This window comes from Neogemmobacter tilapiae (assembly GCF_014652215.1).
GTDB classification, from domain to species: Bacteria; Pseudomonadota; Alphaproteobacteria; order Rhodobacterales; family Rhodobacteraceae; genus Neogemmobacter; species Neogemmobacter tilapiae.
Genome location: NZ_BMYJ01000001.1, coordinates 123,739 through 144,215 on the forward strand (window position 1 = coordinate 123,739; position 20,477 = coordinate 144,215).

The 20,477-nt window shown below is 63.1% G+C and carries 21 protein-coding genes; 15 read left to right on the forward strand and 6 right to left on the reverse strand.

Annotated features, from left to right (window positions below; genetic code table 11):
• The first annotated feature begins 223 nt into the window (after positions 1–223).
• Genes IE095_RS00650 through IE095_RS00660 form a run of 3 tightly spaced genes read left to right on the forward strand, consistent with a single transcriptional unit; the run spans position 224 to position 2,283 of the window.
• On the forward strand, positions 224–1,174 hold the full coding sequence (locus IE095_RS00650) for a cytochrome P450 family protein (RefSeq protein WP_189409480.1): 951 nt from the start codon (positions 224–226) through the stop codon (positions 1,172–1,174).
• A complete protein-coding gene (locus tag IE095_RS00655; RefSeq protein WP_189409481.1) occupies positions 1,167–1,433 on the forward strand; it encodes an acyl carrier protein in 267 nt (88 codons plus the stop codon). Before IE095_RS00650 ends, IE095_RS00655 begins: the two co-directional genes overlap by 8 nt.
• Entirely contained in the window at positions 1,420–2,283 is an 864-nt protein-coding gene (locus tag IE095_RS00660; RefSeq protein WP_189409483.1) for a hypothetical protein, read from the forward strand. Before IE095_RS00655 ends, IE095_RS00660 begins: the two co-directional genes overlap by 14 nt.
• Before the next feature lie 3 nt (positions 2,284–2,286).
• Here IE095_RS00660 and IE095_RS00665 read toward each other — a convergent pair whose 3' ends face one another.
• The 4 genes from IE095_RS00665 to IE095_RS00680 all read right to left on the reverse strand — a co-directional run bounded on the left by IE095_RS00665 (position 2,287) and on the right by IE095_RS00680 (position 4,672).
• Complete coding sequence (locus tag IE095_RS00665) at positions 2,287–2,670, reverse strand: VOC family protein (protein ID WP_189409485.1); 384 nt, start codon at positions 2,668–2,670, stop codon at positions 2,287–2,289.
• Positions 2,667–3,503 carry an arginyltransferase gene (locus IE095_RS00670; protein ID WP_189409487.1) on the reverse strand — a complete coding sequence of 279 codons (837 nt, stop codon included), beginning with the start codon at positions 3,501–3,503 and terminating at the stop codon, positions 2,667–2,669. Before IE095_RS00670 ends, IE095_RS00665 begins: the two co-directional genes overlap by 4 nt.
• A 130-nt stretch (positions 3,504–3,633) precedes the next feature.
• Positions 3,634–4,092 (reverse strand): DUF2852 domain-containing protein, encoded by a 459-nt coding sequence (locus IE095_RS00675; protein WP_189409489.1) that lies wholly within the window; start codon positions 4,090–4,092, stop codon positions 3,634–3,636.
• A 115-nt stretch (positions 4,093–4,207) separates the two neighbouring features.
• Positions 4,208–4,672, reverse strand: coding sequence for a YbaK/EbsC family protein (locus IE095_RS00680; protein WP_189409490.1), 465 nt, complete (start codon positions 4,670–4,672; stop codon positions 4,208–4,210).
• Between the two features lie 52 nt (positions 4,673–4,724).
• On the opposite strand from IE095_RS00680, the gene glnE reads away from it, so the two are divergent.
• From glnE to IE095_RS00705, 5 genes are all read left to right on the forward strand, one after another.
• Entirely contained in the window at positions 4,725–7,487 is a 2,763-nt protein-coding gene (glnE, locus tag IE095_RS00685; protein WP_189409491.1) for a bifunctional [glutamate--ammonia ligase]-adenylyl-L-tyrosine phosphorylase/[glutamate--ammonia-ligase] adenylyltransferase, read from the forward strand.
• Positions 7,484–7,750 (forward strand): hypothetical protein, encoded by a 267-nt coding sequence (locus IE095_RS00690; RefSeq protein ID WP_189409492.1) that lies wholly within the window; start codon positions 7,484–7,486, stop codon positions 7,748–7,750. The genes glnE and IE095_RS00690 overlap by 4 nt, the downstream gene beginning before the upstream one ends.
• A gap of 183 nt (positions 7,751–7,933) precedes the next feature.
• Entirely contained in the window at positions 7,934–9,376 is a 1,443-nt protein-coding gene (gene cysS, locus IE095_RS00695) for a cysteine--tRNA ligase (RefSeq protein ID WP_189409493.1), read from the forward strand.
• Between the two features lie 198 nt (positions 9,377–9,574).
• Complete coding sequence (gene cimA / locus IE095_RS00700; protein ID WP_189409494.1) at positions 9,575–11,179, forward strand: citramalate synthase; 1,605 nt, start codon at positions 9,575–9,577, stop codon at positions 11,177–11,179.
• The gene (locus IE095_RS00705; RefSeq protein ID WP_189409495.1) at positions 11,176–11,940 is read left to right on the forward strand and encodes a squalene/phytoene synthase family protein; all 765 of its coding nucleotides are present in this window, start codon (positions 11,176–11,178) and stop codon (positions 11,938–11,940) included. The genes cimA and IE095_RS00705 overlap by 4 nt, the downstream gene beginning before the upstream one ends.
• A gap of 2 nt (positions 11,941–11,942) precedes the next feature.
• On the opposite strand, the gene IE095_RS00710 is transcribed toward IE095_RS00705, so the two are convergent.
• A complete protein-coding gene (locus IE095_RS00710) occupies positions 11,943–13,163 on the reverse strand; it encodes an MFS transporter (protein WP_189409496.1) in 1,221 nt (406 codons plus the stop codon).
• A 45-nt stretch (positions 13,164–13,208) separates the two neighbouring features.
• Here IE095_RS00710 and IE095_RS00715 point away from each other — a divergent pair, with 45 nt between their 5' ends.
• From IE095_RS00715 to pgi, 7 genes are all read left to right on the forward strand, one after another.
• Entirely contained in the window at positions 13,209–13,835 is a 627-nt protein-coding gene (locus IE095_RS00715; protein ID WP_189409498.1) for a DNA-3-methyladenine glycosylase family protein, read from the forward strand.
• Positions 13,832–14,494, forward strand: coding sequence for an alpha/beta hydrolase (locus IE095_RS00720; protein ID WP_189409500.1), 663 nt, complete (start codon positions 13,832–13,834; stop codon positions 14,492–14,494). Before IE095_RS00715 ends, IE095_RS00720 begins: the two co-directional genes overlap by 4 nt.
• Before the next feature lie 128 nt (positions 14,495–14,622).
• Positions 14,623–15,207, forward strand: coding sequence for an HNH endonuclease (locus IE095_RS00725; RefSeq protein ID WP_189410111.1), 585 nt, complete (start codon positions 14,623–14,625; stop codon positions 15,205–15,207).
• A gap of 130 nt (positions 15,208–15,337) precedes the next feature.
• A complete protein-coding gene (locus IE095_RS00730) occupies positions 15,338–16,030 on the forward strand; it encodes an MgtC/SapB family protein (RefSeq protein WP_189409501.1) in 693 nt (230 codons plus the stop codon).
• A 146-nt stretch (positions 16,031–16,176) separates the two neighbouring features.
• Positions 16,177–17,631, forward strand: a complete 1,455-nt coding sequence (gene zwf / locus IE095_RS00735) for a glucose-6-phosphate dehydrogenase (protein WP_189409502.1) — start codon at positions 16,177–16,179, stop codon at positions 17,629–17,631.
• Positions 17,628–18,299: a 6-phosphogluconolactonase gene (gene pgl, locus IE095_RS00740; RefSeq protein ID WP_189409503.1), complete on the forward strand. Its 672-nt coding sequence runs from the start codon at positions 17,628–17,630 to the stop codon at positions 18,297–18,299. The genes zwf and pgl overlap by 4 nt, the downstream gene beginning before the upstream one ends.
• 3 nt (positions 18,300–18,302) lie before the next feature.
• Positions 18,303–19,901, forward strand: a complete 1,599-nt coding sequence (pgi, locus tag IE095_RS00745) for a glucose-6-phosphate isomerase (RefSeq protein ID WP_189409504.1) — start codon at positions 18,303–18,305, stop codon at positions 19,899–19,901.
• 115 nt (positions 19,902–20,016) lie between these two features.
• Here pgi and IE095_RS00750 read toward each other — a convergent pair whose 3' ends face one another.
• Positions 20,017–20,475, reverse strand: coding sequence for a hypothetical protein (locus IE095_RS00750; protein ID WP_189409505.1), 459 nt, complete (start codon positions 20,473–20,475; stop codon positions 20,017–20,019).
• Between the last annotated feature and the right edge of the window lie 2 nt (positions 20,476–20,477).

The following is a 20,477-nucleotide window of genomic DNA, read 5'->3' on the forward strand; positions in this document are numbered from 1 at the left end:
CCTTTGGGCGCGTCAACCGCAAATCGGCATATAAAATGTCCTGAATGGCAATTTCAAAGAATGAATCGTGCTTTTATTGGCTTTGTGTACGCAATAAATGCAAAGATTGGGGTGATATACCGGGTTGCGGCGCAGGCTGCCGTCACGTCTGCCTTGCAGGTTGGCGGCGAATCGCCCAAAGTCAATGCCGTGGTGGGGCTGCTTGCCCTTGGGAAAACAATCAATGACGGTGCGGTTGGCCAGTGGGGAACTGGCAACACAAATTTTGGCAGACCCGCGTTTTGCGGCGTCGCCCTATGGGGCACGCCATGCGCGTCTGGGTGAAAGGCTGGGTCTGGATTTCAGCGCCATTCTGTTCACCTTGGACCATGTGCCTTTGGCGATGAATGGTGAGGATCATGCGCGTCAGCGCGCCGATGTCGCGCGGTTTCTGGCCGAGAGTCGGGGGGCCGTGGATCAGGTGATCCCGGTGCTTGCAGAACGCGCTGCGGCGGTGTTGGGCCAGCCGGGGACGCATGATCTGATTGGCCGCCTGATCCTGCCGATGGTGCATGATCTGATCGGGGCGATTGTGGGTCTGCCGCTGGACCTGGCGGCGGACAGTCTGACCTCACGCATTTTCAGCCAGAACATCGGGATTGCGCAGCGGCGGCGTTTGCAGGCCGAATTGACCGATTTGCGGGGGCGTTTCGAAGCGGCTTTTCCGCAGGACGATGATCTGCGGCTGGGCACAAGGCTGGCGATGATTGTGTTGGGGCGCGATGCCTTGATCGGGACTTTGGGGCAATCGCTGGTGCATTTCCTGCGCGAAGCCCAAGGCCAGCCGCTTTCATCGGTCGATATGGCGGTGCCGCCCAGCCATACGGGCGTGCCTTATATCGACCGGCAGGCGACATGCCCGATGCATCTGGGCGGGATGGATATTGCGGCCGAGGATACGTTGCGTTGTGATTTGGCCAGTTTGAATGGGGGAACGCGGGCCGAACGGTTGCGGTTCTTTGGCGCGGGGATGCATCTGTGTCTGGGTCGGGCGCTGACGCTGGATTTGTTCGGCGCGCTGGCGGCGGCTTTGAAAGCCCTGCCTGTGCGGGCCGAGGTTTTGGCCTATGAATTGCGTGATGACGATGTTTTTCACTTTCCTGCACGTTTTGAAGTAAGGATTTCAAATGGCTGATGCATTGCGTGACGTGGTGGTCGCGGCGCTGAACAAGGCGACGGGGGTTTTGAACGAGCCGGAAATGGCGCGGCAAATCCTGTCGGGGGCGGATGTGGCCTTTGCCGATCTGGATCTGGACAGCCTGACCATGTTCGAGATGATCATGGAAATTGAGGAACAGCTGGGGATCGAGATGAACCTGGATGCTGTGGCCGAGGCGAAGGGGCTGGACGAGGTGGTGGCCTATCTGCGGGCAGGCGGGCATGGCGGCGGCTGAGGGCCGCGACCGCGAGGCTTTGGCGCGCAAGCTGGCGTTTCGGCGGGCCGAGGACCGGATGGCCCCTTTGGCGTTTCTGGAATGGGCCAAGGGGCAGGGGGCGGATGATCCTTTTGGCACAAGGGCCGATCTGGCGGGGCAGGCGGTGTTGCAGCCCTTTGTAGGGCAGGATTTGGCGGCGGGGGCAACGATCTACCGCGGGCCGGGGCGGGCACGGGGGCTGTTGATCCTGTTTTGCAGCAAGGCACATCGGATGGGGCTGCCGACCCCGGCGTTGTTGCAGCGGATCAGCGCGGGGGATTGGGATGTGCTGATGCTGCGCGATCTGGCGCAGTCGCATTTTCGGCATGGCTGCGCGGGTTTGGCCGATGGGTTTCCGGCTTTGGCGGTCTCTCTGCGCGATCTGGCGCGGGGCTATGGGCGGGTGGTTTTGATGGGGGCGAGCCTTGGGGCGGCGGCCTCGGTTCGGATGGCGATTGCGATGGGGGGCTTGCCGGTGGTGGCCTTTGGGGCAAGGCCTGCGCTGGATATTGACCGGATGTATCAAGACCCAGCCCCGGGGATGGCCTTTGATGCGCTGTGCGCCTGCCTTCCGGCGGCGCGTCGGGACATTTCCTATGTCTATGGGGCGGATTTCCGGCCGGACCGGCGGGCGGCGCGGATGTTTCAGGCGGTGACGGGGGGACGGTTGTTGCCGGTGCCAAGGCTGGCCGAACATGGGGTGACGGGGCCCTTGTGGCGGGCGGGGCTTTTGGGCGCGTTCCTAGAGGCGGCTTTGGGCGATGATTTGGCCCCGGCGGCGCGGGCGCAGCGAATGGGCGATATTCTGGCGCGGGTGGTGCCGGAATAGGGCTTAGGCGGGCTGGAGCAGATCCCAGCGGTTGCCGAATGGGTCGCGCCAGACGGCGACGATGCCGTAGGGTTCGTGGCGGGGCGTTTCCTCAAAATGGACGCCTTGGGCCAGCATGCGGGCATGGTCGGCGGCAAAGTCGTTGGTTTCAAGGAAAAGAAAGACGCGGCCGCCCGCCTGATGGCCAATGGCGGCCTGTTGGGTGGGGCCTTCGGCGCGGGCCAAGAGAAGAAGGGGGCCACCGCCCGAGGGCTGGACGGTGACCCAGCGTTTGTCGCCTTGGTCCTGATCGGCGATCAGGCGAAAGCCCATCACACGGCAATAGAAGTCGATGGCCAGATCATAGTCGGGCACGACAAGGGCCAGGGCGCTGATGCGTTGGGTCATTCGCGGACGGGGCGCGCTTCGGGCAGGTTGATGCGGGCCACTTGTTCGGCGATGGGATCGACCGAGAGGGGATGGAGTTCGGCGCGGTGTTCGGCGGGATCGCCCATCGGCTGCCAGACGCCGGCCTTGAAAATCTCCAGCGCGGAAAAGCCGGCCTTATAACCCATCTTGCGGCTGCCGGGCACCCAATAGCCAAGATAGACGTAGGGCAGGCCCGCCTCGCGCGCGATGGCGATATGGTCGAGGATCAGATAGGTGCCCAGCGAATGTTCGGTGAGGTCGGGTTCGTAGAACGAATAGACCATGCTGACGCCATCATCGAAGATATCGGTCAGGCAGACGGCGGTGAGGGGGCGTTCCCTTTCGCCGGGGGGCGCGGGGCGGGTGTATTCGATGACACGGCTGCGGATCGGGGTTTCCTCGATCATCGCGGCGAATTCAAAGATGTCCATATCGGCCATGCCGCCGGTCGCATGGCGTTGATCGAGATAGCGGCGGAAAAGGTTGAACTGGTCTTCGGTGGCCCAAGGCGAGGTCGCATTGCGCATGAGGCTCGCGTTCTTGCGCAGGATGCGGCGCTGGGTGCGGCTGGGCTCAAAATCGGCGACGCGGATGCGGGCGGAGAGGCAGGCGGAGCATTCGGCGCAGGAGGGTCGGTAAAGCACGTTCTGGCTGCGGCGGAAGCCTTGCTTGGAAAGGCTGTCGTTCAGGGTCTGCGCATGATCGCCCTGAAGGGCGGTAAACAACTTCCGTTCCATCCGCCCCTCAAGATAGGGGCAGGGCTGGGGGGCCGTCACATAGAACTGCGGCGCGATGGGAAGTGTGTGGCGCATATCCGGGATGATCTTGCCAAGGTTCGCGGCAGGTTAGCAAGGCCTTGGCCCCGCGCCAAGGGGTTCGTGAAGAATGTGTAAATGGAAAAGGCCGGTCGCGGGGACCGGCCTTTCGCGGCAGGGATGGGGGTTAGTAGGCCCCGCCACGCCCCTCGGCCACCTCGGGTTCGGGGGCGGGGGATTTCACTTCGCGGGCCCTGTCATCCATGAACGAGTCAAATTCCGACTTGTCCTTGGCCTCGCGGAGGCGTTGCAGGAAGGTTTCAAAGGCGCGCTGTTCATCTTCCAGACGGCGCAGCGTATCCGACTTATAGCTGTCGAAGGCCGCATTGCCTGAGGAACGCCCGGCAAAGCGGTGGGCGGCCCAGTCATGGTGGCGGCGCTTGTGGGCGCAGGATCCCGAAAACATGCGTTTGCTCCAGATCATATAGGCCAGAAGGGCCAGCCCAACGGGCCAGAAGAAGATGAATCCCAGCACCATGGCGGCGATCCAGGCCCCTTTGCCGCGTGCGTCAAGCCAGCTTTCTGCCTTGCGCAGCCACGAGGCGGACCCGCCGGTAGCGGCGGCGGAAGGTGAGGCGGTGTTCATGCGGCAGTCCCTTTCAGCGTTTGGTTGTGTATGTGAAGTCTTTTCACATGATCATAGATCGGTATTCCTGGGCTTGGGTCAAGAGGGTATGTGAAGAATATTTACATCAGGTCTTTCAGGCGCAGAATTCCGCCCATTCGGCCCCGGCAGCGCGGATCAGGGCGGGCGGTTCCACCTGAAATATATGGCGTGGCGTGCCCGCTGCGGCCCAGATCACGGAAAAGTCAGCCAAACGGCGGTCGGCCCAGACAGGCAGGGCGGTCAGATGGCCCAAGGGTGAGACGCCACCGATGGCAAAGCCGGTGACCTCGCGGACGGTGTTCGGATCGGCGCGGTCCAGCTTTTGCCCCGCCAGTGCCGAAGCACGGGCCGGATCGACCTGACGGCCCCCGGCCGTCAGGAACAGGGCAAGGCCGTTCGGACCCTGAAAGATCAGCGATTTGACGATCTGATCCAATTCGCATCCGGCTTGATCCGCCGCCTCAACCGCAGTGCGGGTGGATCCGGCCATTTCCAGGATGCGGGGTTCGATGCCTGCGGCGATCAGGGCGGCCTGCACCCGGTTCAAGGATTTGCTCATGTTTTCATCCATTCTGGTTGACGCCTTGCGCCCTTGGCCCCATTCAAACCCTATGTCACAGAATTTTGCCAGCCGTCTGACCCGCACACCCATCGCCCATGACCCCGACCCTGCGGCGGATATCGCCGGGGTTTTTGCCGACCTTGGTCCCGACCTGCGCGGGCTGCTGGCGGGAACAGCGGGTTCCAGCCCCTATCTTTACGGGTTGATGCAGCGCGAAGGGGAATGGCTGCGCGAGGCGCTGGCCGGTGCGCCCGAGGCGGCGATTCTGGACGTGCATCGCGCGCCCCTGCCGCAGGGGGCCGAGGCTTTGGGCCAGCATCTACGGCAGGCCAAGCGGCGGGTGGCGCTTTTGACGGCCCTCGCCGATCTGGGGGGCGTCTGGAACCTGCAACAGGTGACGGGGGCCTTGACCGAACTGGCGGATTGGGCGGTGCAAAGCGCGATTGTCCAACTGGTGGGCGATGAAATCGGGCGCGGGAACCTGCCGGGGCAAAGGCCCGAGGATGCCTTGCAGGGGGCCGGGATGGTGGCCCTGGCGATGGGCAAGATGGGGGCCGGGGAGTTGAACTATTCCTCGGACATCGACCTAATCTGCCTGTTCGACGAGACGCGCTATGGGCCCGAGGCGGGTGAGGCGCGGGCGTCCTTGGTCAAGGTGACGCGGCGGATGGCGGCGATGCTGTCGGATGTGACGGCGGGGGGCTATGTCTTTCGAACCGACCTGCGGCTGCGGCCCGATGCCAGCGTGACGCCGGTCTGTCTGTCGATGGCGGCGGCCGAGAACTATTATGAGGCGGAGGGGCGGACTTGGGAGCGGGCGGCCTATATCAAGGCGCGGGTTTGCGCGGGGGATATGGTTGCCGGTCAGGCGTTTCTGAAACGGCTTTCGCCCTTCGTATGGCGGAAACATCTGGATTTTGCCGCTATTCAGGATGCGCATGACATGCGTTTGCGTATCCGTGATCACCGGGGCCTGCATGGGCCGATCACGGTGGCGGGGCACAATATGAAGCTGGGGGCCGGGGGCATTCGGGAGATCGAGTTCTTTACCCAGACCCGCCAGTTGATTGCAGGGGGGCGGGACACAGACCTGCGCGATCCGACGACAGTGGGGGGCTTGGCTGCACTGGCCAGCAAGGGCTGGATTCCGGGCGATGTGGCCGGGGAACTGACCGAACATTACCGCGATTTCCGCGAGGTGGAGCATCGGTTGCAGATGGTGGGGGATTTGCAGACCCATACCATGCCGGAAAGCCCCGACGCCGTGGCGCGGATTGCGCATTTGTCGGGGGCGTCGGATGTGGCGGCTTGGGTCAGCACCCTGCGGGACAAGCTGGTGCAGACGGACCGGCTGACGGAAGGCTTCTTTTCCCCGGGGGCGACCGAGGCCGCGCCCGAATTGCCGGAACGGGTTGAGGCGATGGTGAAAGGCTGGTCGTCTTATCCCTGCCTTCGCAGTGACCGGGCGCAGGCTATTTTCCGACGGCTGAAGCCGACGCTGCTGCGGCGTTTGCTGGAGGCTGCGAACCCGGACGAGGCTTTGGCGAGTTTTGATGGGTTTCTGGCAGGGCTGCCGACCGGGGTTCAGGTGTTTTCGCTGTTCGAGGCGAACCCGCAACTGGTGGATCTGATCGTGGATATTGCCGCGACGGCCCCGGTGCTGGCGCGGCATCTGTCGCGCAATGCAGGGGTGTTGGATGCGGTGATCGGCGGCAGCTTTTTTGCCGATTGGCCTGGGGTGGCGGCGCTGCGCGACGATCTGGGCCGGGCGATGGACAAGGCCGGAGACTATGAGGGGGCCTTGCGGGCGGCGCGGGTGGCGATGCGGGAATGGCATTTCCGCATTGGGGTGCATCATCTGCGGGGGCTGATCGACGCCTTTGAGGCGGGCACGCAATATGCGCAACTGGCCGAGGCGGTGGTGCAGGCGGTTTGGCCGCGTGTTGTTGCGGAATTGGCCCGCCGCCATGGCCCACCGCCGGGGAATGGGGCGGTGGTGGTAGGGATGGGTTCTTTGGGGGCGGGGCGGTTGAACGCGGGCTCGGATCTGGACCTTTTGGTGATCTATGATGCCGATGGGGTTGAGGAAAGTTCGGGGGCCAAGCCTTTGGCGACGCGGCCCTATTTCGCACGGCTGACACAGGCCTTGGTGACGGCGCTGACGGCCCCGATGACGGGGGGAAGGCTGTATGAGGTGGATATGCGGCTGCGCCCCTCGGGGCGGCAGGGGCCGGTGGCGACGTCGATCCAGTCGTTTGAGAGCTATCAGATGACCGAGGCCTGGACCTGGGAACATCTGGCGCTGACACGGGCGCGGGTGCTGGCGGGGCCGGGGGATTTGTCGGCGCGGGTCGAAGCGGTGCGACGGGCGGTGCTGGTGGGGAAAAGCGGGGGCGAGACCCTGCGGGCGGATGTGGCCGATATGCGGCGGCGTCTGGCCGAAGCGAAACCGCCAGAGGGGCCGCTGGATGCGAAACGGGGGCCTGGGCGGATGATGGATGTGGAGTTGGTGGCGCAACTGGGCGCGCTGATTGCAGGCAGCGGGGCGCGGACGGTCGATCTTCAACTGGCGGCGGGGCAGAAGGCGGGGGTTCTGGCGGCGGATCAGGTGGCGGCGCTGCGGCGGGCCTATGGGCTGTGCTGGCAGGTGCAGGCGGGGTTGCGGCTTTTGGATGCGGCGGCCGATCTGGGCGAGGGGGCGCAGGGTTTTCTGGCACGGACGACAGGGCAGACCGATGTGGCGGGGCTGGTGCGGGCGATGGAAGAGGCCAGCGAAAAGGCGGCTTTGGTGGTGCAAGAGGTGCTGGGATGAGGCTGGATGAGGCAGACCCCAAAGGGCTGATCCGGGAAAGCTATGTGATCGAGGGGATCACGGAAGGCGAATGCCGGTCGATCCTGCTGGACTGGGCCTTGGGCCTGCCTGCGGGGCGGGATGTGGCTGTCGCCTTGCCGGTGCTGCTGGCGCATTATGCGCCGCGGAATGTGGGCCATCCGATGAATGGGGTTATGACGGCCGGCCTAGAGCCGTCGGCGCCGCCGCGTCGTCGCGGGGGGCGGACGGGACGAATGGCCTAGGGACGATCTTCGCGCTTGCCGAGGGGCGGGGCGACGTGCTAGCGACAGCGCATGAAGACGCAAGCGATCATCTGCATTGGCTGCATTACCTGCTGACGCAAGTCAGGCGGGCGCTCTTCTGTTTCCTTCAAACCGAAGTTGGCTGTCCCGCCCGGGGATCAGGCATGGGCGAGGGAACGGGATATGACGATCAGGCTTTGGAACACGCGGACGCGGGCGCTGGAGGATTTCGTGCCTTTGGACGCATCGAACGTGCGGATGTATGTCTGCGGGCCGACCGTTTATGACCGGGCCCATCTGGGCAATGCGCGGCCTGTTGTGGTGTTTGACGTGCTGAACCGGTTGTTGCGGCATGTCTATGGCGATGATCACGTCACCTATGTGCGGAATTTCACCGATGTCGATGACAAGATCAACGCCGAGGCTGTGCGTCGGCGGGATGCGGGGGCTGCGGGGACGCTGGAGGAACTGATCCGGCAGCGGACGGATGAGACGATTGCCTGGTATCATGCGGATATGGACGCCCTTGGGGCGATGCGTCCGGATCACGAGCCGCGGGCGACGGAATACATCGGCGCGATGGTGGCGATGATCGCCGATTTGATCGCCAAGGGGCACGCCTATGCAGCGGAGGGGCATGTGCTGTTCCGGGTGCGGTCTTACAAGGATTATGGGGCGCTGTCGGGGCGGACGGTGGATGACATGATCGCGGGGGCGCGGGTTGAGGTTGCGCCCTTTAAGGAAGACCCGATGGATTTCGTGTTGTGGAAACCGTCGGACGCGGAGACGCCGGGTTGGGACAGCCCTTGGGGCCGGGGGCGGCCGGGGTGGCATATTGAATGCTCGGCGATGAGCCATGAATTGCTGGGGGCGTCGTTCGACATTCATGGCGGAGGGATCGACCTGCAATTCCCGCATCATGAGAATGAGATTGCCCAATCTTGCTGCGCCCATCCGGAAGCCGGTTTCGCGCGCTATTGGCTGCACAATGAGATGCTGCTGGTGGAGGGGAAGAAGATGTCCAAGTCTTTGGGCAACTTCTTTACCGTGCGCGATTTGCTGGATCAGGGTGTGCCGGGGGAGGTGATCCGGTTTGTGTTCCTGATGACGCATTATCGGAAGCCGATGGACTGGACGGCGGAGAAGGCGGCGCAGGCCAAGAGCGTGCTATGGGATTGGGCGGCTATGGTTCACGCTCGGGCTGGAGTGAAAGGCAAGAATAACATCCACGGATTTGTCATGGACAAGGCACTCGTTAACGCCTTGTCGGACGATCTGAACACCGCTTCCGCATTGTCGCGATTGCATGAACTGGCTGGCCTTGGCCGCGCGGTTTCCAATGAAGGGAATCTCGCTTTGGCGCAGCTTTTTCACGGTTTGAAGGACTTGATGGGGATTGATTTGGAAGATTTTTATGATCGGCTAAGACCTAGGACGTCAGAAGATCATCTCGAACGCCTGAGCATGAGCCTTCAGCACAGCCGATTGCACAAAGACTGGAATGCTGCGGATGCGCTGAAAAGCGGATTGGTGGCAGCGGGTGTCAATGTGATGATCGGAAAAGATGGGATAACTCTTGAGCCCGGACCAAACTTCGACCCCGCCAGACTCGAGGCCCTGAAGTGACCCCATATCTCCAATCCCTCGTGGCCCCGGATCAAGTCCGGGGAGGCGCTCGATTTGATGCGGCCCCCTCCCCCTTGTGGGGAGGGATGGGGTGGGGGGCTTTAGGGGCGGTGATTGCCCCCCACCCCCGGCCCCTCCCCACAAGGGGGAGGGGAGATCGCCCCGTTTCGAATGTTTCGCTGACCCATGGTGCCTGCAATGACTGACCGCCTTTACCTTTTCGACACAACCCTCCGCGATGGTCAGCAGACGCAGGGCGTGCAGTTTTCGGCCAGTGAAAAGACGCAGATCGCGCTCGCGCTGGATGCTTTGGGTGTTGACTACATCGAGGGTGGTTGGCCGGGGGCGAACCCGACCGACAGCGAGTTTTTCGCCAGCGCCCCCCAGACCCGCGCCACGATGACGGCTTTTGGGATGACCAAACGCAGCGGTCGCAGTGCGGAGAATGACGAGGTTTTGGCGGGTGTAGTGAATGCCGAAACACCCGCCGTCTGTCTGGTGGGCAAGACGCATGATTTTCATGTGACGACCGCCTTGGGCATCAGCCTTGAAGAAAACCTTGAAAACATCCGCGCCAGCATCGCCCATCTGGGGGCGAAGGGGCGTGAGGCTTTGTTCGATGCGGAACATTTTTTCGACGGCTACAAGGCGAACCCCGACTATGCCCTGAAAGCCGTCCATGCGGCCTATGGCGCGGGGGCGCGCTGGATCGTGCTGTGTGACACGAACGGGGGCACGCTTCCGGCGGATGTTTACCGGATGACCAAGGCGGTGATCGACAGCGGCATTCCGGGCGACCACCTCGGCATCCATTGCCACGACGACACGGGCAATGCGGTGGCCAATTCCTTGGCCGCGATTGATGCGGGGGCGCGGCAGGTGCAGGGCACTTTGAACGGGCTGGGGGAGCGTTGCGGAAACACCAACCTTGTGACCCTGATCCCGACGCTTTTGCTGAAGGAACCCTACAAAGCCACCCTGAAAACCGGGGTTTCGGATGAATCGCTGCATGGCCTGCTGAAAACCAGCCGGATGCTGGATGATATCTTGAACCGGGTGCCCCTGCGCTCGGCCCCCTATATCGGAGCCTCGGCCTTTGCGCATAAGGCGGGGCTGCATGCATCAGCGATCCTGAAAGACCCCAGCACCTATGAACATATCCCGCCCGAAACGGTGGGCAATGCGCGGGTGATCCCGATGTCCAATCAGGCGGGGCAGTCAAACCTGCGGGCGCGGTTGGTCTCGGCGGGGATTGAGGTTGCGGCGGGCGATCCGGCCTTGGGGCGGATTCTGGACGCGGTGAAGGCGCGTGAGGATCAAGGCTATGCCTATGACGGGGCACAGGCGTCTTTTGAACTGCTGGCGCGGCGGGAGCTGGGGCTTAGCCCCGCGTTCTTTGAGGTGCAGCGTTATCGGGTGACGGTAGAGCGGCGGGCGGATCGGGTGACGATGTCGGAAGCGGTGGTCGAGGTGAAGATCGGCGCGGAAAAGATGATGTCGGTCAGCGACAGTCTGGATGAAGCGGGCAGCGACCGGGGTCCGGTGAACGCCTTGTCTAAGGCCTTGGCGAAGGATCTGGGGCCCTATCAGGCGGTGATCGACGATCTGCACTTGGTCGATTTCAAGGTGCGGATCACGCAAGGCGGAACCGAGGCGGTGACGCGGGTGATCATTGACTCTGAGGATGGTCAGGGGCGGCGCTGGTCGACGGTGGGGGTGTCTGCGAACATCGTGGATGCCTCGTTTGAGGCGTTGCTGGAGGCGGTGAATTGGAAGCTGATCCGCGACGTGGGCCAGCCGTGAGCCTGAACGCCTGCGCCGAACTGGTAGAGCGGGGCGATCCCGACCGTTTCCGGGCCGTGCTGGCGGCCCCGGTGGCGGCGCGAGGGCCTTTGCTGGTGCTTTATGCGTTTAACTTGGAGGTGGCGCGGGCGCCTTGGGTGACGCAGGAGCCTCTGATTGCGGAAATGCGGCTGCAATGGTGGCGGGATGTTTTGGCCAATGCGGCCTCGGGTGCGGCGAAGGCGCATGAAGTGGCAGGGCCGCTGCATGATCTGATCCTTGCGCGGGGGCTGGATGTGGCCGCCTTGGATGCCCTGGTGGCGGCGCGGCGTTGGGATGTGTGGAAAGACCCATTTGAAGGCAATGGGTTGCGGGATTATCTTGAGGATACGGGCGGGGGGCTGGCTTGGGTCGCCGCACAGGCTTTGGGCGCGGATGCAGGCCAGAAGCCGGGGTTTTTGGCCTTTGGGCGGGCCACGGCGCTGGCGGGATTTTTGCGCGCGGTGCCCGAGCTGGAATCGCGGGGGCGGCAGCCCTTGGCGGGGATGGACGACGCGGGAATTGCCCATCTGGCCGAACATGGGCTGGAATGGCTGGACGAGGCGCGGCGGGTCAGACTGCCTACGGATGCGCGTCCGGCATTGTTATCGGGATGGCAAAGCCGGGGCTTGCTGACCATGGCGCGGAAGGAACCGCAGCGCGTCCGCGCCGGGGCGCTGGATCTGCCGGAATTCCGCAAGCGCGGGGCATTGTTGTGGCAGGCGCTGACGGGGCGGTTCTGACCCTAGGCCTTGTCCATCGGGCGCAGCCACAGCCAGATCAGTGCGGCCCCGGCCAAAGCCAGAAACGGCAGCATGGCCATGTTGACGGCTTGCCAGCCACCCTGCACGGAGCCACCGGCGCAGTTCATCAACCCGCCGGAGGAGAGTGAGGCCAGCGTCACGCCGCCAAAGACGATCAGATCGTTCAGGCCTTGCATCCGGCCACGCTCGGCCGGGGTGTGGTTGGCGGTCAGCATGGCGGTGGCACCGATGAAGCCAAAGTTCCAGCCGACGCCCAGCAAGATCAGGGCGATGAAGAAATTTGTCAGTTCGACGCCCGCGATGGCGACAACGCCCGCTGCCGCCAGAATGGTCAGACCGATGGCCATGACGCGGGGGGCACCCAGCCGGGCAATGACATGGCCGGTAAAGAAGGAGGGGGCGAACATCGCCAAGACATGCGCGCCGACGATATCGGCGGCATTGTCTTGGGTGAAGCCGCAGCCGACGACGGCCAAGGGGGTGGAGGTCATCACCAGGTTCATCAAGGCATAGGACACAGTGGCGCAGATGACGGCGACGGCGATGGGCGGGGATTTCAGCAATTCCATGCGGCTGCGGCCCTTGGCCTCACCCGCGTTGGGCGGTTGCGGCAGGGGAATGCGCAGGAAGGCGAAGAGGATCAGGCCCAGCACATTGAGGCCGATGACGGCCAGATAGGTGCCAAGGAAGGGGACAACGAACATGTCATCGGTGGCCTTGACCAGTTGCGGCCCCAGCACGGCGGACACGAGGCCACCGGCCAACACCCATGAAATGGCCTTGGGGCGGAAGGCGTCTGAGGCGGTGTCGGCGGCGGCAAAGCGGTAAAAGCCTTGGGCCGATTGATAGGTGCCGGTCAGCAGTGCGCCCAAAAGGAAGAGGGTAAAGCTGGAATGATAAAGCCCGGTCACGGCCAGCACTGCGCCGACCATGCCAGCGGCAGCCCCGGTCATGAAACCAAAGCGACGCCCCTTGGCCTGCATCAGGGCCGAAAGCGGGGTGGCCGAGAGCATGGAACCCAAGACGGTCATGGTGATGGACAGGGTGGCGAGGCAGTGGTTGGGGGCAAGGGTGTTGCCCGCCAGCCCGCCGACGATAAAGACCATGGACATCTGCGAACCAAGGATGGCCTGTGCCAGAACCAGAACGGCGAGATTGCGTTTGGCGAGGCGATCGTCGGGGGGGGCGATGGTATTGGTCATGGCAAAGGGTTAGACCTGAAAATCTGAAAGGCCAAGGGGGTAGAATTGCGGATCATCATCGGGCCTGAGGATGTGGCGGAAGGGGCGGATTGGCTGGCCAAGGCGCATCCGCGTTTTGCCTATGCTTTGGAGCAGGTGGGCGAGTTGCCCTTGCGGCGGCAAGAAGGGGGCTATGGGGCGCTTTTGTCGGCCATTGTGGGCCAGCAGGTGAGCATTGCCAGCGCGGCGGCGATCCGCGACAGGGTTCTGGAGGCGGGCTATGGCGATCCCGTGCGCGCGGCCTTGGCGAGCGAGGAAGAGCTGCGTGCCTGCGGATTGTCGCGGCCTAAGGCGCGCTATGTCAGCGCCTTGGCGCGGGCCGATCTGGATTATGCGGGGCTGGAGGTGATGCCCGACGAACAGGTGGTGAAAACGCTAGTGGCCTTGCCGGGTATCGGGGTTTGGACCGCCGAGATTTACGCGATGTTCGCCTTGGGGCGGGCGGATGTGTTGGCGGCGGGGGATCTGGCCTTGCAAGAAGGGGCGCGGGCCTTGTTTGGGCTGGAGGCGCGACCGGATGACAAGGCGTTGCGGGCGATGGCGGTCGAATGGTCGCCTTGGCGGTCGGTTGCGGCGCGGATTCTCTGGGCCTATTACCGGGTGGCGAAGGGGCGGGAAGGGATTTTGGCATGACGGCGCGGGTTTTGAATTTTGGCAAGGCGGGCGCAGAGCCCGGCATGGCGCGGTCTTTGGTCGTCTTCTTGCATGGCTATGGGGCCGATGGGGCTGATCTTTTGGGGCTGGCCGATCCTTTGGCCCCACATCTGCCGAATTGCGCCTTTGTCGCGCCGGATGCCCCCGAACGCCCCCATGGCACGGCCTTTGGCTGGCAGTGGTTTCCGATCCCCTGGCTGGATGGATCGTCTGAGGCGATGGCCGCCGCTGGGTTGGCGCAGGCGTCGGTCGATCTGAATGCTTTCCTTGATGCACAGCTCGCAGAATATCGGCTGGGGGCGGATCGGATGGTGCTGGTGGGGTTCAGCCAAGGTGCGATGATGGCGATGCAGGTGGCCCCGCGCCGCGATCAGGCGATGGCGGGGGTTGTGGCGATTGCGGGGCGGTTGCTGGCCCCGGAAAACCTGTTGGCAGAGGCCCGCGTGAAACCGCCCGTTCTGCTGATCCATGGCGATCAGGATCAGGTGGTGCCTTTCACGGATATGCAAAAGGCGGGGCAGGGGCTGACCGAGGCTGGGTTCGAATGCTTTGGCCATGTGATGCGCGGCACGGGGCATGGGATTGCGCCGGACGGTTTGCAGGTGACTTTGGCCTTTTTGCAGGACCGCCTGTCTTAGTCACGCCATTGTCACTTCGCACTGGCAGAAAGAGGCCAGATTGTGGGCTTGTCAGGCGCGATATGCCAGATATAGTCTGTTTCACGGGCGAAAACCCGGAATGCGACGTGACGGGGTGTGATATCTTGTTGGACGGCGACTTCAGAACCTCTTTCGTGCGGGAACCCGCCGCGCTGAAACATTATCCGGCGCTTGTGCTGAATGCCGATTACCGGCCGCTTTCCTATTACCCGCTGTCGCTGTGGCCCTGGCAAGAGGCGATAAAGGCCGCTGTGCTGGACCGTGTGCAGATCATTGCGGAATATGACCATGTGGTGCGAAGCCAGAGGGCCGAGTTCAGGATACCCTCGGTCGTCGTGCTGAAAGACTATGTGAAACCTCAAAAGCGCGTGGCCTTCACGCGCTTTAATCTTTTTCTGCGGGACGAATTTTGCTGCCAATATTGCGGGGCCAAGGGCGATTTGACCTTTGACCATGTGGTGCCGCGTTCGCGGGGTGGGGTCACGTCTTGGGAAAACGTGGTGGCGGCCTGTTCGCCCTGCAACCTGAAAAAGGCCAATAAGTCGCTGAAACATTCGGGGCTGCATCTGAACAGGGTGCCGCGCGCCCCGAATGCCGAGGAAATGCAGGCCCACGGCCGTCGCTTCCCGCCGAACCATCTGCATGAAAGCTGGATGGATTTCCTGTATTGGGACGCCGAACTGGACGCGTGAGGTGTTGGGGGCTTTGCCCCCAAACCCCCAAGGTATTTTTGGCAAGATGAAATCCGTCATCATTTCGTTACAAAAGCTTCACATTCCGCTGTCGCCGTGATGGATTGCCCGAAACATGGGGAGTGAAGCGATGAGTCTGGCCTTGCAGGCGGCGGCGATCAATCTGGGCGTGGCGATGGCCTGTGGGGCTTTGATCGGGTCGGAACGGCAGGTGCGCCAGCGGATGGCGGGGCTGCGGACCAATGCGCTGGTGGCGGTGGGGGCGGCGGCCTTTGTGGTCTTTTCGCAATTGTTCGACCACGAGGTCAGCCCGACGCGGGTGGCGGCGCAGGTGGTCTCGGGCATCGGCTTTCTGGGGGCCGGGATCATCTTTCGGGACGGGTTCAACGTGCATGGGTTGAACACGGCGGCGACTCTGTGGTGTTCGGCGGCGGTGGGCTTGCTGGCGGGGGCTGGGGCTTGGCCCTTTGCGCTGCTGCTGACGGGGATGGTGGTGTTCATCAATCTGGGCCTGCGGCCTTTGGTCAAGCTGATGAAGCGCTATACCAAGGCGGGGGTGCCGATCACCCGGTCGTTCAAGGTGCTTTTGACCTGTCCTGTCGATCAGGAAGGCGTGATGCGTTCGCTGGCCTTGCGGGTGCTGACCTTGGGCGGGTTGCATCTGTCCGAGATTGAGGCGAGGGCGGTGCCCGAGGGAATCGAATTGTCGGCCATCGTGAATGGGGAAGGCATGACCGAGGCGATGGTGGAACAGGTGGTGCAGCGGTTGGCCGCCGAACCGGGCGTGCAGCGCCTGCGCTGGATGCTGATCGACGAGATGTGATGCCTCTGGAAAAGGCACTTTCCCCCTGACCCTGATGCGCTATAACGCCCGTGCTGGACTTTGCCCGGCGATGCGGCTATGCGTCATTCGTTAGCGCTAACGGGCAAAAGTAAACTGCCAAAGCGCCTGCCTTGGAAGGAAGAAAGATGGTTTCGCGTGTCATCCCGGTGGACCCTTTTGATCTGGTGATTTTCGGCGGCACGGGCGATCTGGCCCGGCGCAAGATCCTTCCCGGTCTGTACCGGCGCTTTTTGGCGGGACAGATGACGGATGACAGTGTCATCATCGGGGCGGCCCGGTCGGAACTGGATGACGAAGGTTACCGCGAGATGGTGGCGAAGGCGGTGATCGAATTCACGCCGAAAGACAAGCTGGACCGCGATGGCCTGACGCGGTTTTTGGCGCATGTGCGCTATATCTCGGTCGATGGCAAAGTGTCGGGCGGCTGGGAAAAGCTGAAGGAGGTCGTGCGGCAAGGTGTCGTCAAGGCGTTCTATTTCAGCGTGGCGCCGTCGCTGTTTGGCGAGTTGGCGGAAAAGCTGCACCGCCACGGCATTGCCGATGCGGAAAGCCGGATCGTGGTGGAAAAGCCGTTCGGGCGTGACTTGGCCTCGGCCCGTGCCTTGAACCGGGTGCTGGCGGACCATTTCGCCGAAGAGCAGATTTACCGGATTGACCATTATCTGGGGAAGGAAACCGTCCAGAACCTGATGGCGGTGCGGTTTGCGAATATTCTGTTCGAGCCGCTGTGGAAGGCGGAATATATTGACCATGTGCAGATCACGGTGGCGGAAACCGTGGGGGTCGATGGGCGTGGGGCCTATTACGACAAGTCGGGCGCGATGCGGGATATGGTGCAGAACCATCTGATGCAGCTTTTGTGCCTGATCGCGATGGAGCCACCCTATCACTTTGACCCGAACGCCGTGCGGGATGAAAAGCTAAAGGTGATCCGGGCGCTGGATGCGGTGCAGCCGGATGACATCGTGCGGGGGCAATATCTGGCGGGGAACGGGCAGGGGTCTTACGTTGAACACAGCGAGGACCCGAACAGCCGGACGGAAAGCTATATCGCGCTGAAATGCCATGTGTCGAACTGGCGCTGGAAGGGAACGCCCTTCTATCTGCGCACGGGCAAGCGGCTGCGAGCGCGGACGAGCGAGATTGCGGTGGTGTTCAAGGAACCGCCGCATACCCTGTTTGATGATGCAACGGGCTGGCGCGAAAACGTGCTGGTGATCCGTCTGCAACCGAACGAGGGGATGGAGCTTTCGGTGATGATCAAAGAGCCGGGTCCGGGCGGCATGCGGCTGAAACAGGTGCCTTTGGACATGGCCTTTGCGACCGCCCTGGGGGCCGAGGCGGCGGATGTGCCCGATGCCTATGAGCGGCTGATCATGGATGTGATCCGTGGGAACCAGACGCTGTTCATGCGGGGGGATGAGGTGGAGGCCGCCTGGGCCTGGGCCGATCCGATCATTCAGGGTTGGGAAGCGCGGGGCGACAAGCCGCAGGGCTATGATCCGGGATCCAGCGGGCCAGAAGATGCGCTGATGCTTATGCATCGGGACGGGCGGCGTTGGAGGGACATCCGCGAATGAACCTGATCGAATATCCTGACCGCGACCTGCTGATGCTGGCTTTGGCGGACAAGATCGCCGGGCAGTTGGGCGAATTTTTGCGGCGGGATGGCAAGGCCAGCCTTTGCGTGCCGGGGGGAACGACGCCGGGGCCGATCTTTGACGCGCTGTCGGCGGTGGATCTGGATTGGACGAATGTGGCGGTGTTTCTGAACGACGAACGCTGGGTGCCCGAGGATTCCCCCCGTTCCAACACGCGGCTGCTGCGGGAACGGCTGCTGCGCGACAAGGCGGCGGTGGCGCAACTGGTGCCGCTGTATGACCCCGCCCCGCGCCCTGAGGACCGTTTGCCGGGCCTGTCCGAAGGATTGGCGGCGCATCTGCCGATTTCGGTGCTGCTGCTGGGTATGGGGGCGGATATGCACACTGCCAGCCTTTTCCCCGGAGCGGACCTGTTGGAACAGGCGCTTGCGCCGGATGCTCCCGTTCTGATGGCGTTGCGGGCCGAGGCGGCGGGGGAGCCACGGATCACGCTGACAGCGCCGGTGCTGAAGGCGGCGATGCATATTCACATTCTGATCACGGGTGCCGAAAAGCGGACGGCGATTGAACGGGCGGCGGGGCTTTCGGAAAGCGAAGCGCCAATCCGCACGGTTCTGGATCAGGCAACCATTCACTGGGCGGAGTAAGCGATGCAAAGCGTCTGGCAGGAACTTTTAAAGCACCACGGCGAGATTGCGGATCGTCCGATCCTTTCGTTGTTCGATGGTGGGCGGGCAGCGGATTTTTCGGTGCAGGCCGATGGGATGCTGTTTGACTATTCCAAGACGAACATCGACGCGGAAACCCGGCGCTTGCTGGTTCAACTGGCGGAAACCGCGGGCGTTGCGGCAAAGCGCGAGGCGATGTTTGCCGGCGACAAGATCAACGAAACCGAAGGCCGGGCGGTGTTGCACACCGCGTTGCGCAATATGGCGGGTTCGTTGGTGGTGGATGGCCGCGATGTGCTGCCAGATGTGCGGGCAACCCACGCGCGGATGCAGGCTTTCGCGCGGGATGTGCGGTCGGGGGTGTTTAAGGGGCAGGGTGGGGCGATTACCGATGTGGTGAACATCGGGATTGGTGGGTCCGATCTTGGCCCGGCAATGGCCTGCATCGCGCTGTCACCCTATGCCGATGGGCCGCGCACGCATTTCGTGTCGAACGTCGACGGGGCGCATGTGGCCGATGTCTTGCGGGGGCTGAACCCGGAAACGACGCTGGTGATCGTGGCGTCCAAGACGTTCACCACGATTGAGACGATGACGAATGCCGATACGGCCAAGGCCTGGATGGCCAAGGTGGTGAAAGACCCGGCGGCGCAGTTTGCGGCGGTGTCCACCGCTGGCGACAAGACCGCCGCCTATGGCATTGATCCGGCCCGGGTTTTCGGGTTCGAGGATTGGGTCGGCGGGCGCTATTCGATGTGGGGTCCGATCGGGCTTTCGCTGATGCTGGCGATTGGGTCGGAAGGGTTTGACCAGTTTCTGGCGGGCGGTGCGGCGATGGACGCACATTTCCGTTCGGCCCCATTTGACCAGAACTTGCCCGTGCTTTTGGCCTTGGTCGGGGTCTGGCACAATCAGGTTTGCGACTATGCGACGCGGGCGGTTCTGCCCTATGATCAACGGCTTGCACGGCTTCCGGCCTATTTGCAGCAGTTGGAAATGGAATCAAACGGCAAGGGCGTGGCGATGGATGGGTCGGACCTGTCTTGCCATTCCGGCCCGGTGGTCTGGGGGGAGCCGGGGACGAACGGGCAGCATGCGTTCTATCAACTGATCCATCAGGGGACACGGGTGATCCCCTGCGAATTTCTGGTGGCGCGGAACGGGCATGAGGCGGAGCTGAAACATCAGCACACCCTGCTGGTGTCGAACTGTCTGGCGCAGGCCGAGGCGCTCATGCGGGGCCGTTCGCTGGCCGAGGCGACGGCGATCATGGCGAAGAAGGGTCTGACAGGGGCAGAGCTTGACCGTCAGGCGCGGCATCGGGTGTTCAAGGGGAACCGGCCCTCGACGGTGCTGGCCTATGACAAGCTGACGCCTTTCGTGCTGGGCCAGATCATTGCGCTTTATGAGCATCGGGTGTTCGTCGAAGGGGTGATCCTGGGGATCAACTCTTACGACCAATGGGGTGTGGAACTGGGCAAGGAACTGGCCTTGGCGCTGCAACCTGTGCTGGAAGGCAAGTCGGATGGCGCGGGCAAGGATGGCTCGACCCTGGCCTTGGTGAAGTTCCTGCAAGGCTGACCTCCACCCCTGTCCCCTACCCACAAGGGGGAGGGAGACGATAAGGCCCAAGCGCCGCGCTCTGTGATGAAGTGCCCCCCTCCCCCTTGTGGGGAGGGATGGGGTGGGGGGCGGTTCAGGTTTGAAACGCCAGAATGAACAGCAGGGTTCTGCTTTTCTCGGGCCGGGCAAGACCGACATTCACAAAGGAAAACCCCAACAGCCGCCCTTGGGCCACAGGCATGGGAGCATATTCGTCCGGGTTCCAAAAGGGGGCTGCGGCGATGGTCATCTGCGCGTTTTCGCCGGGAACAAAGCCATCGGGCGTGACGGCCAGGCTGTCCAAGACGCGGCGCAGGGTCACGTCGTCGGGGACTTCCAGTTTGATCTGGACAAAGCGGTCCTGAAAGCCACCGTCGACAACGCCCAGAACTGTGACGCCCTCGACCAAAGGGATCAGTGATTCCGTCTGCACATAGTCGGCGGCCTTTGTGGGGTCATCGACGACCGTCGGTCCGCCGAACAGCGTCTGGCCTTGGGCCAGCATCGGGGTCATCAGCAGCAGCGCCACAAGAAAAACCCCGATGATCGCCATGC

What these genes read in the sequence shown, in the direction of transcription:
- IE095_RS00660 (WP_189409483.1), top strand. Translation starts at nt 1,420, where the DNA reads ATGGCGGCGGCTGAGGGCCGCGACCGCGAGGCTTTGGCGCGCAAGCTG.
- IE095_RS00690 (WP_189409492.1), top strand. Translation starts at nt 7,484, where the DNA reads ATGAGGCTGGATGAGGCAGACCCCAAAGGGCTGATCCGGGAAAGCTAT.
- IE095_RS00680 (WP_189409490.1), bottom strand. Translation starts at nt 4,672, where the DNA reads ATGAGCAAATCCTTGAACCGGGTGCAGGCCGCCCTGATCGCCGCAGGC.
- IE095_RS00730 (WP_189409501.1), top strand. Translation starts at nt 15,338, where the DNA reads ATGAGTCTGGCCTTGCAGGCGGCGGCGATCAATCTGGGCGTGGCGATG.
- glnE (WP_189409491.1), top strand. Translation starts at nt 4,725, where the DNA reads ATGTCACAGAATTTTGCCAGCCGTCTGACCCGCACACCCATCGCCCAT.
- IE095_RS00675 (WP_189409489.1), bottom strand. Translation starts at nt 4,092, where the DNA reads ATGAACACCGCCTCACCTTCCGCCGCCGCTACCGGCGGGTCCGCCTCG.
- IE095_RS00655 (WP_189409481.1), top strand. Translation starts at nt 1,167, where the DNA reads ATGGCTGATGCATTGCGTGACGTGGTGGTCGCGGCGCTGAACAAGGCG.
- IE095_RS00750 (WP_189409505.1), bottom strand. Translation starts at nt 20,475, where the DNA reads ATGGCGATCATCGGGGTTTTTCTTGTGGCGCTGCTGCTGATGACCCCG.
- pgl (WP_189409503.1), top strand. Translation starts at nt 17,628, where the DNA reads ATGAACCTGATCGAATATCCTGACCGCGACCTGCTGATGCTGGCTTTG.
- cimA (WP_189409494.1), top strand. Translation starts at nt 9,575, where the DNA reads ATGACTGACCGCCTTTACCTTTTCGACACAACCCTCCGCGATGGTCAG.
- pgi (WP_189409504.1), top strand. Translation starts at nt 18,303, where the DNA reads ATGCAAAGCGTCTGGCAGGAACTTTTAAAGCACCACGGCGAGATTGCG.
- IE095_RS00710 (WP_189409496.1), bottom strand. Translation starts at nt 13,163, where the DNA reads ATGACCAATACCATCGCCCCCCCCGACGATCGCCTCGCCAAACGCAAT.
- IE095_RS00720 (WP_189409500.1), top strand. Translation starts at nt 13,832, where the DNA reads ATGACGGCGCGGGTTTTGAATTTTGGCAAGGCGGGCGCAGAGCCCGGC.
- cysS (WP_189409493.1), top strand. Translation starts at nt 7,934, where the DNA reads ATGACGATCAGGCTTTGGAACACGCGGACGCGGGCGCTGGAGGATTTC.
- IE095_RS00665 (WP_189409485.1), bottom strand. Translation starts at nt 2,670, where the DNA reads ATGACCCAACGCATCAGCGCCCTGGCCCTTGTCGTGCCCGACTATGAT.
- IE095_RS00670 (WP_189409487.1), bottom strand. Translation starts at nt 3,503, where the DNA reads ATGCGCCACACACTTCCCATCGCGCCGCAGTTCTATGTGACGGCCCCC.
- IE095_RS00650 (WP_189409480.1), top strand. Translation starts at nt 224, where the DNA reads ATGACGGTGCGGTTGGCCAGTGGGGAACTGGCAACACAAATTTTGGCA.
- zwf (WP_189409502.1), top strand. Translation starts at nt 16,177, where the DNA reads ATGGTTTCGCGTGTCATCCCGGTGGACCCTTTTGATCTGGTGATTTTC.